10 protein-coding genes and 2 pseudogenes are annotated in these 13,378 nt (G+C 70.3%); 10 read left to right on the plus strand and 2 right to left on the minus strand.

Features of this window, described 5'->3' with window-relative positions; all coding sequences use genetic code 11:
- Positions 1-79 precede the first annotated feature (79 nt).
- The 6 genes and pseudogenes from ACY0MR_RS36195 to ACY0MR_RS36220 all read left to right on the plus strand — a co-directional run bounded on the left by ACY0MR_RS36195 (position 80) and on the right by ACY0MR_RS36220 (position 5,088).
- Positions 80-1,504 (plus strand): CHAT domain-containing protein, encoded by a 1,425-nt coding sequence (locus tag ACY0MR_RS36195; RefSeq protein WP_473558003.1) that lies wholly within the window; start codon positions 80-82, stop codon positions 1,502-1,504.
- 49 nt (positions 1,505-1,553) lie between these two features.
- Positions 1,554-1,925, plus strand: coding sequence for a hypothetical protein (locus ACY0MR_RS36200; protein WP_473558005.1), 372 nt, complete (start codon positions 1,554-1,556; stop codon positions 1,923-1,925).
- Entirely contained in the window at positions 1,922-2,557 is a 636-nt protein-coding gene (locus tag ACY0MR_RS36205; protein ID WP_473558007.1) for a hypothetical protein, read from the plus strand. The genes ACY0MR_RS36200 and ACY0MR_RS36205 overlap by 4 nt, the downstream gene beginning before the upstream one ends.
- A 47-nt stretch (positions 2,558-2,604) precedes the next feature.
- Entirely contained in the window at positions 2,605-4,206 is a 1,602-nt protein-coding gene (locus tag ACY0MR_RS36210; RefSeq protein WP_473558010.1) for a hypothetical protein, read from the plus strand.
- An 80-nt stretch (positions 4,207-4,286) separates the two neighbouring features.
- Positions 4,287-4,635, plus strand: a pseudogene (locus tag ACY0MR_RS36215) (PadR family transcriptional regulator); the annotation flags it as partial.
- A 297-nt stretch (positions 4,636-4,932) separates the two neighbouring features.
- On the plus strand, positions 4,933-5,088 hold the full coding sequence (locus tag ACY0MR_RS36220) for a hypothetical protein (protein WP_473558012.1): 156 nt from the start codon (positions 4,933-4,935) through the stop codon (positions 5,086-5,088).
- Between the two features lie 1,287 nt (positions 5,089-6,375).
- Here ACY0MR_RS36220 and ACY0MR_RS36225 read toward each other — a convergent pair.
- Positions 6,376-7,761 (minus strand): FG-GAP repeat domain-containing protein, encoded by a 1,386-nt coding sequence (locus ACY0MR_RS36225; protein WP_473558014.1) that lies wholly within the window; start codon positions 7,759-7,761, stop codon positions 6,376-6,378.
- Positions 7,762-7,959: 198 nt separating this feature from the next.
- Between ACY0MR_RS36225 and ACY0MR_RS36230 the strand changes: the two genes are divergently transcribed.
- The gene (locus ACY0MR_RS36230; RefSeq protein WP_473558017.1) at positions 7,960-8,769 is read left to right on the plus strand and encodes a hypothetical protein; all 810 of its coding nucleotides are present in this window, start codon (positions 7,960-7,962) and stop codon (positions 8,767-8,769) included.
- Between the two features lie 117 nt (positions 8,770-8,886).
- On the opposite strand, the gene ACY0MR_RS36235 is transcribed toward ACY0MR_RS36230, so the two are convergent.
- On the minus strand, positions 8,887-9,693 hold the full coding sequence (locus tag ACY0MR_RS36235) for a hypothetical protein (RefSeq protein ID WP_473558019.1): 807 nt from the start codon (positions 9,691-9,693) through the stop codon (positions 8,887-8,889).
- Positions 9,694-9,928: 235 nt separating this feature from the next.
- Here ACY0MR_RS36235 and ACY0MR_RS36240 point away from each other — a divergent pair, with 235 nt between their 5' ends.
- From ACY0MR_RS36240 to ACY0MR_RS36250, 3 genes and pseudogenes are all read left to right on the plus strand, one after another.
- Positions 9,929-10,693: a transposase family protein gene (locus tag ACY0MR_RS36240; protein ID WP_473558021.1), complete on the plus strand. Its 765-nt coding sequence runs from the start codon at positions 9,929-9,931 to the stop codon at positions 10,691-10,693.
- An 822-nt stretch (positions 10,694-11,515) separates the two neighbouring features.
- Positions 11,516-11,806: a hypothetical protein gene (locus ACY0MR_RS36245; RefSeq protein ID WP_451061770.1), complete on the plus strand. Its 291-nt coding sequence runs from the start codon at positions 11,516-11,518 to the stop codon at positions 11,804-11,806.
- Positions 11,807-11,873: 67 nt separating this feature from the next.
- Positions 11,874-12,322, plus strand: a pseudogene (locus tag ACY0MR_RS36250) (zeta toxin family protein).
- The last annotated feature ends 1,056 nt before the right edge of the window (positions 12,323-13,378 follow it).

The following is a 13,378-nucleotide window of genomic DNA, read 5'->3' on the forward strand; positions in this document are numbered from 1 at the left end:
GAGTGCCTGCCTCACCGCCCCTGCCATTCCTGTGAAGGGGGGGGACACGGGCGGGCGGATTGTCTACCCTCGCTCTGGGGTGGGGGAGGGACACGTGGAGGACGGCGACGACCGGCAGGACGCGCACCCGGTGGATCGGCGGGTGGCACTGTCCCGGCAGTGGGACGGGCTCGTTGGCAAGGTCCGCGAACTGGGCCGGGCCCAGGGCCTCCCCGAACTGGCCGACTTCCTGCAACCCCCTTGTGCGGCCTCCCTGACGGCCGCCGGCCGCGAGGGTGCCGTGGTGGTGGTGAACATCAGCGGCCTGCGCTGCGACGCCCTGCTGGTCACGGAGACCGGAGTACGGAGCCTGCCGCTGCCGGGGGCGAGCGCCGACGTGGTGGAGGAACGAGCCGTCGCGTACCTGGCTGCTCTGCGCACGATGGAGGCCGCGGGCTGGGAACTCCAGGAGGCGCAGCGGGACTTCGGCCTCGGCGGCCGCTCCCCGCAGGTGTTCTACCGGATCTCCGCCGCACGGGTGGCGCTGGCGGCCGCGCGGGCGGCGGCGGAGAACGAGCTGGGCGCCGTCACCGGGTGGCTCTGGGACGAGATCGCCGGTCCCGTGCTAGACGCCCTGGGGCACACCGGGCCGCCGGCCGCCGGAGCTCCGCTCCCGAGACTGTGGTGGTGCCCGACCGGCCTCCTCAACCTGCTGCCCCTGCATGCCGCCGGGCACCACGGCCGGGTCACGGACGGCCCGCCGAGCACCGTCCTCGACCGGGTCGTGTCCTCCTACACGCCGACCGTCCGCGCCCTGCTCACGGCACGCACCCGGCCCGCCCCGCCTGCCACGACCGGAACCGCGGCCGGGGCGCTACATGGAGCCGGATCCGGCCGGATGCTGTTCGTCGCACCGGAACCGGTCGGCCTGCCGGCCCTGCCGTCGATCGCGGCGGACCGCGAAGCGCTGGCCGGGTGCTTCGGTCCCCGACTGACCCGCCTGGAGGGACCCGACGCGACCTCCGAGGCGGTCCTCGCGGAACTGGAGCGTCATCCGTGGGTGCACTTCAGCAGCCATGCCGGACAGGACATGAACGATCCTGGGATGGGCACGATCTCCCTGCGGGAGGACGGCCTCTCCGTGCACGACCTCGCGCAGCGCAGTTACAGCGGGGAGTTCGCGTTCCTGTCGGCCTGCCAGACGGCCGTCGGGGGCATCGACCTGATCGACGAGGCGATCACTCTGGCCAGTGCCCTGCACGTCGCGGGCTTCCGGCACGTGATCGGCACCCTCTGGTCCGTCCACGACGGGGCCACCGCGGACATCACCCGGGACTTCTACGCGTGCGGCGCCACCCCGGACGGCGAGCCCGCATCTGCGGACGGGCCGGTGCCTCAAGCCGGGCCTGCGGACTTCGACCCCGCCGACGCGGCCCGTCGCCTGCACCGTGCGGTGCGCGCGATGCGCGACCGCGACCCTTCGACCCTGACCAGATGGGTCCACTTCGTCCACATCGGCCCCTGACCCGACCGACCGGACCGACCGAGCACCAACGAGGCAGCGAGGAAGCGGCATGACGACACCGCAGTTGACACCGCAGGGCCACCAGTCCGTTCCGTACGAGGAGACGACGGACGCCCGCTACGCACAGGAAGTGGTAGCCAACCACGACCTCGCGCACGTAAAGGAGAACGACTTCACCCTCACGTGCCTCTGCCCGCGCTGCGGGGCGGCATTGTCGGTCCCGCTGTTCGAACCGGACTACCGCGCCCTGCAGAACGTCCGCCACGCCGCAGCACAGCCCGCGCCTGGCCCGGCCCAGGCGCCCGCCTCCACCTCCGCGGCCCCGCCGTTCCCGATCAGCTGCGACTGCCTGGGCGCGCACGACGGCCGTCCCGAGGACCGTACGGGCTGCGGGGCCTTCTGGACCCTGACACTGTCATGACCACTCCCCGGGTTCCCCCGCGGATCGGCGCCGGCCCGCCGGCCCGCGCCCTGGATCTCCTGGCCGCCCAAGAGCGCAACCGACAGGCCAGGGAGGCACTGCCCAGACTGCGGGCGGCCGCCCTGGGCTGGCGCAACGCGGCCGGCGCCCTCATGGCCGGGCTCGTCGGCTTCGGCCTGATCAAGGGCCGTTCCGACGTGGGACAGCTCGACAAGACCTGGGCCGTCGCGGTGGGGTGCCTGCTGCTCGTGGCCCTTCTGTGCGGGGCCTGGGGCGCGTACCTGCTGAACCGCGCGGCCCACGGACCGCTGAAGTCGGAACCGCTGGGACCCCGGGCCACCCGTGCGGCGGTGGAGCACCTAGAGGTCGGGGCCGCCCTGCGCGCCCTGAGGCTCGGCGTCGCGGCGACCCTGACCTGCACGCTGTTCCTCGTGGGCGCCCTCGCCGCTACCTGGTACGGGCCGAGCGCCAAACCTCCCGCGGTGGAGCTCACCACGCCCGCCACGGGTCGGCTGTGCGGCACCGTCACCCGCGTGGGCGAGGGGAAGATCCTGCTGAAGACCGGTGGTACGACCGTCGAGGTGGCTACGGCGGCCCTGACCCAGCTCCGGACGGTGGAAGCGTGTTCGTAAGCGATCTCCGCTACGCGGTCGTGTTCCATTTCAGGTGGCGGCCCCTGATGGTGCGTCTGTTCCGGGCTACGGCTCGACGCGACGCGAAGGCACTGCCGGAGCTGATCCGCGAGATGAACGGCGTTGCCGAGCGGGACAGCCGCCTGCCGCGTTGGGGGCGTGACGTGATGGGGCGAACGCGGGTCATCGCCCTCATCGAGTGTGCCAAGGTGCTCAACGATCCCGCGGTGCTGGACCGGGCCATCGACCTCGCCCGGGCCGCGCTCGGCGAACCGTCCACCACCTGGGAAGCAGAGTCCTGGGACCGCAGCCTGCTCGGTGAGGCGCTCGTGGCGCGCTTCGAGCAGCGCGGCGACGAGCAGGACGTGGACGATGCGATCACCGCCTACCGGCAGGCGTGGGACCTGTGCAGGGCCGCAGACGCGGCCCCCAGGATGCCGTGGCGCCGAAGGCTGTGGCGTTCGTGGCGGGAATTGTGGACCACTGAGGGGGCCCGGCCCTGGCCGCCGCTGAACAGGGGAGCGAAGGTTTCCACCCTGATGAGTTTCGGGGAAGCGCTCCACACGCGCTTCACGTACCTGCGCATTCTGGACGACTTCGATGCAGCCGTGCGGGTGAGCGAGGAAGCGGAGGCATACACCCGTACGTGGGGTTGGGTGGTCTCCAGTGGGCAGGGGAGCTACGGTCACGGACGCGGGATCGCGCTGAGCCAGTACGCCAGCCTCCTGGTCGAGCGCTACGAACTCTTCGGCGCGGCCGAGGACATCGTGCGGGCCGTGGGGTTGCTCAAGGAAGCCGACAGGCTACTGCCCCGCCGCGACGACGAGGGCCCCATGCTCGCCCTGAACCGGGTCCATGCCCTGACCACGCAGGGCCTCGCCCTGAACCAGGTCGAGGACTTCACCGAGGCGGCCTCCGTGCTTCGGCGGCGCGCACCGCACGATCCGCACTGGCTCCCGCAGGTGCAGATCCTGACCGGGCGGGCGGGGGTCGAGGGCTCCACCGACGGCCTCGAGGAAGCCGTACACATCCTGGAGGCCGCCGTACAGGGGGAAACCGGCACTCACCGGGCACTGATCTGGCTGGCGTCGACGCTCCGTCAATGGGCCGTCCACATCAGTGACAACCCGCCGGCGCCCGGTACGGCGGATGCGGAGTGCGATGCAGCCTCGCTCTGGCGCAGGTCCACCGACACATGGCGGCTCGCCGCGAGCCGGGAAACGGCCCCCGCCTTCAGCAGACTGAACGCGGCGTGCTATTGGTGCGCGCAGGCCATCCAGCTCGATCCCCGTTCGGGCGAGGTCGCGGAGGCGAGTTCGCTGGCCGTGCGGCTGCTGCCGCTCGCGGCCTGGCGCGGGCTGGACCGCATCAGCCAGGAGAGCCAGCTGAAGGCGGTCGGCTCCGGTCTGGCCACGGGCGCGGCCGCCGACCAGCTCGAGCAGGGGGACCCGGAGCAGGCCCTGGAACTGCTGGAGCTGGGACGCGGCGTCCTCTGGTCCCAGAAGCTGGACGGCCGCACCGACCTGAAGCTGCTTTCGGACGTCTCGCCCGAGCTGGCCGAAAGCCTGACACGGGTCCGGATCCTCCTAGAGGAGGCGCGGGACCCGTCGGCGCACACCGGACGCCAGAGCCTGCTGCCGCCACGGTGACCGGGCGGAGCGGGTGAGCCGCGTCTCACCTGATCGCTCCCGATCCTTCTCTGCAACTCGTTGCAGAGAAGGATCGGGGTATGGCGCTCGACCACGCGATCCTCGTCTCCCTGCTGGAGAAGCCGGGCTCCAGCTATGAGCCGGCCCGGCGCTCTGACCAGTCTATCGGCTACTTCTGGATCGCCATCTACCAGGAGATCTCCCCGCGTCCTGGGACGCAGGGAGGGCGACGGGCTGCGCGCCGCCCGCGAGGTCCCGCAGCAGGGCCAGCCGGGCAAGAAGGAGTACTCAGTGGCCGCGCTCGGCCGCGCCCTTCTCGCCGGCCGGCTGCACGAGCCGATCGAACCGGAGAGCCTGCACCACGACCTTGCCGTGAAGATCCGCGGCCTGGCCTTCGACGACCAGGCCGCGCTCGTCCATGAGGTCGAGTGGTGAGGTGGACACCATGCTGTCTGGCACCGCACCCGGGCGACTCCAATCCCGAGACCGTCGGCTTGCATCGCACCGGTGCGGCACTCCTTGACCAGTGTGCGCAGCCGAGGCGCACCCCCTGACGAGGTTGGCACTTCGCACGACACGAACCCGGGGCTCGTCGCACTGCGGCGGCCCCCGGGCCCGCTTCCGGAGACGAGCAGAGCAATGGCTTGCCGGCGGACCGGCGGACCGGTAGACCGGGCGACAGCGGACATCGGAGTTGACGGCGCGCGCACCACTGCTGGAAGCCGCGTGCGCAACGCGGTCGACGGCAGCGCCGCCGTGGTGGTCGCCGGCGACTGCCCGGTGAGGGAGAAGGAGCTGTACGGCGCGCTCGCGGCCGTACGGGCGGGGCGGTGGGAGGCTGACGGGCTGGCCGGGCTCGTACTGGGTGCTCGCCGGGAATGAGCGGGAGCGGTTCGTCTGCCGGGACCTGGCCGGGCTCCGGCCGGTCTACTACCCCGCCGACGGAACATGGGCGACTGACCTTCGCCGCCTCGGGAAGCCGCTCGGGGCCGACCTGAGGCTGGCGGCCGCGCGCATCGCTGAGGGAGACGACGCGGTGGATCGGCCGCAGCCCGTACGAGGGGACCAGCGTCGTGCCGGGCGGCTACGGCCTGCTGCTCCGAGCTGGGCATGCATCGCAGCTCGTCGACGTTACCGCGATCCGGCCGGTCGAAGACCTCCCGTCCGGAGCAAGCCGGTTCGGGTCCACTCTCACCGAGCCCGTTCAGTACCGGGTCAGCGCCGCCGGTACGACAGTGGGCGCCGACTTGCGGGTGGTCTCGACTCTTCCGCGGCCGTCGTTCTCGCCTCCCGGGTCGGCCTGGCGCACGCAGTACCTACACCGACGGCTACACCAGCGCCGAGGACGCCCCCAGGACTTGCCGTTCTCCTTCCCCGCCGGCCTGGAACCGGCCATGGGCGCAGCCCTGTTCGAGATGGACCGCGTCTACCTCGCCCCGGTGGCCGGCCTGCCGCTCCACCTGACCGGCCACGGCGGCGACATCATCCTGGACGCGACCTCCTCGGTGTGGCTCCGGCACCTTCAGGAGGGTGAACGCCGCGCCGCGCACCGCCAGGTCATCGGCTACGCACGAGCACGCGGAACGCAGCGCCCGGCCCGTTCTGGAAGGGGCTTCGGCAGACCGCCGCACTCGGCCGCCCGTCTACCCATAACTCGACAACTTCGTGGTCCGCGACGAGTTCGCCGTGCCCCCTGCGGCGCGCCGCGGCCTGTACACCTTCAAGCCGCCGCTCTCGGCGGCCTTGCCCAAGCTGCCCGCCTGGTTGCCGGGACGCCGCTCGAAGGGCTTTTTCACCGCTCAGCGGGTCATGGCCTTTCAGCGGAACCACGCACGACTGGGCGACGACCTCCTCACTGTCAGTCCCCTGGTCACGGCCGGGCTGTTCGACCTCATGGCAGTGGCCGGCACACTCGACCACCTTGCGCAGGACTGGAGCCGGTTCGGGTCCGCGGACATGCACCAGATGCTGACGGCCTCCTGGTGGCTCAACCGGCACCCACGCTCCCGCGGGGGCATCGTGCCGACCCCAGCCAGCTCCGCACGCACGATCGAGCCCTGCCATCCCGGGGTGTTCCTCAGGTTTCCTGGCTTTCCTGTCGTCCCGGGCCGGGGAATCGACCAGGCGGCTATCAGCAGCGATGACTACCTGGTGGTTGCTGGAGCGGGGTCAGAACAGGCGGTCGTACGCGCCCCAGCCGGCACCGATCCGGGTCCGGCCGGTGAACGGACCGGTCGTCTTGCCGGTGCCGTTGTACAGCCACAGGACGCCCGCCCGGTCGCGGGCGACCGCGTCGGCGCGGCTGTCGTCGGTGAGGTCGCCGACGACGACGAGCTGGTCGTAGCCGTTCCATCCCGCGCCGATCCGGATGCGGGTGGTGTACGGGGTCGTGCCGCCGCCGGTGCCCTTGTACAGCCACAGAACCCCGGCCTTGTCGCGGGCGAGGAGGTCGGCCCGGCCGTCGCCGGTCAGGTCGGCGCCGCCGGCGAGGCGGTCGTACGCGCCCCAGCCCGCCCCGATCCTCACCCGGGTCTGGAACCGGTTGCCGTCGACGAGCCGGCCCGTGCCCTTGTACAGCCACAGGACACCAGCCTTGTCACGGGCGAGGAGGTCGACGTACCCGTCCTGGTCGATGTCACCGGCACCGTCGATGCGGTCGTAGACGTTCCAGCCCGTGCCGACGCGGACGCGAGACGCGAAGGGGTAGTTGAACTGGTCGGATACGAACTGGCGGTCGTAGTACCAGAGGGTTCCCGACGAGTCGCGGGCGACGGTGTCGCCACGGCCCCGCGTGACCGCGGACGGCTTCACGTCACGGTAGACGGGGTCGTTCTTGAGCGGGGAGAGGGCGGTGATCGCGGTGTAGCCCTGCCAGCCGTTGCCCGTCTCGGCCCGCGAGACGAAGGGGGTGGTGGCCACGCCCGTGCCGGAGTAGCGGAACAGGCTGCCGGAGGAGTTACGCGCGAGGAGGAAATGCCTGGGCCGCACCGCGGGTCCCAGGGTCGCGAACGTCCCCGTCCGGGTCACGTCGTACTCCAAGCCGCCCCAGTCGTAGATGCCGTACGCGGTCCACACATCGACCTTCCGGGCTCGCAGGTCCGCGTGGGCTGTCACGTCGTAGTCGATCGTGTGGTCGCCCGCCTCCGCGTCGCACCACACGAACGTCCCCAGCAGGCTCTTGGCCACGTCGTTGTGGTCCAGCCTGCACGACAGACCTGAGCTGGTGGCGAAGTTCGCGGGACCGCCGATCGCAAGGGGACCTGACTCCTGCCCTTCGGCCGACCTGAATCCCAGACGCAATCGTCCGGCATCGTTGGAGTGAATCCGCAGCCGATGGTGAACCGTTCTGCCCGGGGAGAGGTCCGGCAGCTCGTAGCCGACGGTGTTGAGCGCAGCGTGCGCGGCCGTCTTGACGACCACCTTGCCCGTGCCGTGAGTCGCGTCCGCGGGGCGCGCGCCCGCCGTGCGCGCGGCCTCGATGCCCGCCGCCAGGCTCCCGCCCCGGGGGACGTACGCGAAACCCCAGTGGACGGTAGTCAGGTTCGGAGCGTTCACAGGTGAAGTGACCTGCGGGAACAGGCCACCGTTCCCGCACAGGTCGTTGTCGCGGTCTTTCCCCAACTGGCCCCGCTGGTCCGCACGGCGACCCGCCTGCACCCCCGCCCCGGGGCGCCGACGTGGCACGACAGCTCGATCGGCGGGCCGCTGCTGTGGCCCACCGAGGAGCCGTGGCCGCACTGCGAGGAACCGCATGTGGTGGATGGCGTCAACCCAGCTCTGTCCCCGGCGGATCTGAGGCTGGAACGACGGACCTTCGCCGCCTCCCACGGCCGGGAAATGACTTCGGAGGAGCGGGAGACTCTGGCGCGGATCCGGCCCCCTCAAACGTATCCGGTAAAGGTGGCGATCCAGCCGTACGAGGGCCCCATAGCGATGCTGCCCGTCGCGCAGCTGTATGTACGGGATGTGCCCGATCTGAGCCCGCCGGAGGGCAAGGACCTGCTGCAGGTTCTGTGGTGCCCTTTCGATCATCCGATCATGCCCAGGACCCTGCTCTTCTGGCGTTCGGCAGCCGCCGTCACCGACGTCCTCGACGCGCCCCCCGAGCCGCCCGCAGTGCAGTTCGACGGCTATCTACCGGATCCGTGCGTACTCGAACCGGAGCAGATCACCGAGTACCCCGACCATCTGGAGCTGAGCGAAGAACTGCGGAAGCAGATCGAGCAGTGGAGTGTGCCGCAGGCAGCAGAGGAAGACCTGACCCCGGATACGTACTACGACCTTGTGCTGTCCAACGCGCCCGGCTGGAAGGTGGGCGGCTGGGCCGGCTGGAGCTCTACCGACCCCAGCCCGCAGCACTGCTCCGAGTGCGGCACCGGCATGGAGATTCTGATGACCGTCGCCACGTTCGAGGAAGGGGACGACGTTGCGAACAGCTGGTCACCGCACCCCCACCCAGGCGCTGGACCGTACCCTGGCCACCGCGGCTACAACGCGACCGGCGTCCAGATAGGTAGTGAGCCTTTTCCAACCTCATGTCTGTGCTGTTCATCGGCCTGCTGACGACTGAACGCACCGATGTGTAGCAAGGCCATGACGAGCAGATCCGCAGCCGGTCCTCGGGGCCCAGACAGTTCGCCGAGCATGGTCAGCGGCGCTGAGAGCCGGGTTAGAAAGGGTTCAGCGCTCCGGCAGCTCCCACGAGGCAAACCAGTGGGGGAACGGTCCGGCGGAGGGCGGGAAGCCGAACGGCGGGGTGCGGTCGGTGAGCAGGCGCAGCACGAATTCACCGGTGCCGCAGTCGAAGCGCTGCCACTCACCGCCCACGTACTGCACGAGAACCGGCCAGTCGTCGGGATCGGCCGGTCCGGTCAGCCAGTGGAAGGTCAGCTCCTGCTCGGAGATCCCCCATGTGAGCACGCCGCCGGGCGCGGGGTGGACCGGGTACGGTCGGTACAGGTCGGCGTACCGCGCCATGTTCTGGCCCCAGGAGACCAGATCCGTGCCCAGCGCACCCGGCACCAGCAGGTCCAGGTACTCGTCGAAGCTGCCCCGGCCGAAGGCGTCGACGATGTCCTTGTAGTCACCGGGCAGCGCGGTGCCCAGCGCGGCCTCCGCCGTGGCCCAGTCGACACCGCGCCGATCGGGCTCCGTCCACCCGGTGGTCTCCCGCAGCAACGCCACCCACCCGACCCCGGACGGAGGGGTGAACGCGCGCCGGGCGAGGACCACGATGCGGCGCGGGCCATCGGCGGTGGCCGTCACGCCGTATCCGAACCAGTGCTCGGCCAGCACCCACCCGCGCAGCTCCAGCAGCCCACCCTCCCCGCCTATGGGGAGTCCGCCCTGCCCGCCCACCGGCGGACCGTCGGGCACCCCTGCCGCCCTACCCCCGACGACCCACGCGCGTACGGGCAGACCCGCCCCGTCGATCACGTCCGCAGCGACGCGCTCCAGCTCGGCCAGATCCTCCGCGTCGCTGGGCACACAGACATGCCCTGCCCCATGAGCGGGCAGTGGGCAGCGCAATTCGGGCGCGCGCCAGGCGTCGTTCAGACGGGTGCGCAGAGCTGGGGCGTCCATGTGGCCAAGTGAACAGCACAGCAATGACATTGAGCCTTCTCGACCTGTATCAGCAGTACCCCGTTGGGCTGACAGCAGGGCAAAACCCCTGCTAGATGGGTTTTCCAACCAAGAGAACCGGCTCCACCAAAGGCTTTACGTGCTTGTCTACCCATCGGGCGTCGACGTGTCCAGTTCCGCCCTCCGCTTCCTCACTCAGCAGTTGCGGCGCCACCGCCGCACGATCGGCTCCCGGTGGCGGCGCCTGAGCGCCGGCCGCCAGGCCCTGCTCACCCTCGCCCATCTGCGGGTGGGACACACGTACGCCCAGCTCGCGGCCGGATTCGGTGTCGGCATCACGACGGCCTTCCGCTATGTCTCCGAAGCGGTCGAGCTCCTGGCCGCTCTCGCCCCGAGCCTGGCCGAGGCGGTGCGGACCGCTTCGGTGAAGGCGTATCTGATCCTGGACGGCACACTCCTGCCCATCGACCGCATTGCTGCGGACCGGCCGTTCTACTCCGGGAAACACAAGAAGCACGGGGTGAACGTGCAGGTCATCGCCGATCCCTTCGGCCGGCTGCTATGGGCCTCACCGGCCCTGCCCGGAGCCGTCCACGACCTCCGCGCGGCCCGCGAACACGGCATCCTCGACGCGCTCGCCGAAGCCGGCATGCGGTACTGGGCCGACAAGGGCTACCGAGGTGCCGGCGGAACGGTCCGCATCCCGTGCTGGGGGCGGTGGGAGAACCTCTCAGCAGGCCAGAAGGCTGCGAACCGGTCGCACGCGAAGATCCGGGCCTTGGTCGAACCCGCCGTCGCCACCCTCAAGTCCTGGAGACTCCTGCGCAAGCTCCGCTGCTCGACCACGCGCATCACCCGCCTCGTCCAAGCCGTCCTCACGCTTCATCTGACAAGCTCAAACTGAGGTTGGAAAAGGCTCAGTGGCTACCGGCAGCACCTGTTCGTCTGCCCAGCCGAGCCCGAGCATCCGCACATCGAGTTGATGACGTAGCCCGTCCGCAGTGTGCAGCCGGGGCATCACGGTGCAGACATGCCGTGACGCCCGGTGGCCACGAGGCGCAGGGTTTCGAGCAACCGACGGAGTCCGTTGACCTGGAGGAACGTGACTTTTGACGCATGGAGTTCCCGCGCAGGTGGGCCAGCATGCCTTTCCACGAAGGTCGGTAGGACACGAACGTAGGCACATCCTGACGGTGCCCGACCGGCCCCTGCCTGCGTTTCGTCACTCGGTAAGGCCCACTTCTTCGGTGCCGCACTGATCCACAGGTCTTGACAATTACTCGGTGGCTGCCCTGGGGGACCTCATCGTGGTCGACGCCGTCGTTTCCCCTCGGATCGTTCGCAGCCAGATCAAGGATGCGGCGTTCGAGTTCGAGCGGGCATCCCGGATGCCTGGAGATCGAGCACTGGAGAGCCAGGCACGCAGGCTCTACTGCGAGTCGAACCAGCTCCTCGACCAGTGTGCCGCGGCCCGTGGACGCCAGGATGCGGCCGCAGCGCTCGGCTTCCTCTTGGCTTTGGTTCAAGCGGTCGAAGCGGCCCGACGCTGGCACGACGCACAGCAGCACCGCGCTCAGACCCATGCTTCTGGGAATGCTGGCCGACTCCTGCGTGAGGCGGTGGAGGTCACGGTCGGCGGGTTCTGGCAGAGTCGTGCGTACACGTCCCGCGGCGGCCCCGCTGTCGCGGCATCGTGCGTGACCGACAGGGACAGGGGAGCATCGCGATGGAGCAGAACACCGTGCTGGGGAACATGGGGGCGGCCAACTGGTCGGCGGAGGACGGCACCGCTTACGAAGTGGCTCTGGAAGGCATCAACCACGTCGTCGGCGCCTACTCCGGCCTGATCGCTCAGGCCGAGGCAGCCGGTGACACCGAGCGTGCCCGGACCCTTCTCGACGAGCAGGGCGACTGGGCGGCGATGAGGAAGGGGCTGACCCCGGCGGACCGCGCCGGCGTCGACACGCTCACTGCCGAATGCACGGCAACCCTGAACCGACTGCGGGCCGAGGCATGACCGAGGTCGACCGGACCCGGAGGCCCTGCCGGAGACGGAGAACGAGCGGATCTTCCGCGAGCGGATCGTGCCGCGGACACTGGCCGGCACAGCGCAGGAGCAGCCGATCGCGGTCATCGTCTCGGGGCAGACCGGCGCGGGCAAGACGGCGGTCACCTCGCTGGCCACCGCGGCGCTGACGGCCCGCGGCGAGCCGGTCAACATCAACCCCGACACCTGCAAGCCGTACCACCCGAAGTTCGGCAAGCTCATGGCGGCGGACGACACCACCGTCGGCTCCTACACCAGATCGACGGCCACAAGTGGTTGGAGAAGGCCGAGGCTTACGCCATCGAGCAGAGCTTCGACATCGTCCTGGAGTCCGCGATACGCAACCCCCGCGACTTCGAGGAACCGGCCGAGAGACAGCGCGCGGCCGGTTCCGGGTGGAAGTGCCTGTGGTCGCGGTGCAACGAGTCCAGGGCGAGGACGCGCCGCGGACGAGCAGTCCCCAACCCCAGCGGAAGCGCGGCTTGAACCGCTGACCCTCCACGAGTGGAACGGGCATTGTGAGCCTGCCTGCGAGGCCTGACGGAACAGGGCCCCGGGACATCGGTCCGGGGCCTGCCACCGGCCTCGGGGAACATCGGTACAGCGGTGATCGGTGAGAACGATCATGGTTCGGGAGGTGAGGGTGCTGACGCGGTTCTCGTACTCGCGGCGGGCCTTGCACTGGGCCGGAATAGCCGGGCCGCCCTGGCCGCCGTCGAGCGGCTAGCAGCGGGCGAGGAGCTGGTGCTGCAGGGCCGCCCCCGCGCACGCCGCCACCCGGGCCCGCCGCACGCCCTCGTGGGCAGCGGCGCGACGAGCCGAAAATCTCGTACAACCATTCGGCTAGGTCGTGAGTCTGGCCTGCCGCGGCACACCCGTGTCCGCTCTTCCTCGTGGGGTTCCACCCTGCAGCACCGCGCCACCGGCCGGCGTCTCGCCCTGGCCGCCGCGGCCGTCGCCTCCGTCACGGCTCTCGGCGCCGGCACTCTGGCCACCGCTCCTCCCGCGCGCTCGCGGCCACCGCGGCGGTCCCGCTCACGAAAGACCAGGTCGAGGTCCCCGCCGTCGCGGAACTCGACAAGACCAACGGCCGGGTGACGATGGAGTGGACGCTGTCGCGCGCCACCGCGGACCTGGAGGTCACGATCACCCACGTCGCCACCGGCAAGAAGGCCACTCAGCGACTGGCCGCCGCGAGCTCTGGCACAGTGTTCTCCCTCACCTGGAAACCGAGGTTCGACGAAGAGACCCCCGACGAGCTGGTGGAGGTGGACGCGCCGAACGGCGCCTACACCATCGCGGTGAAGGCGACGCCGGACGACGGCGTCGGCGCCTTTGCCTCGAAGAGCTCGCCGATGAGCATCGTCCGCGCGTTCAACCCGCACGATTTCAACGACAACGGTTCCACCCGACGTCCTGTCCCGCGACAGCGCAGGTGTGCTGTGGCGCACCGACATGCAGGACCGCCCGTACTGCAACGAGTTCCGCATCGCCAAGACCACCCGGATCGGCTAGGGCTGGGGGGTGTACAAGTAAATCGAA

It is taken from the genome of Streptomyces sp. JN8, assembly GCF_055808075.1.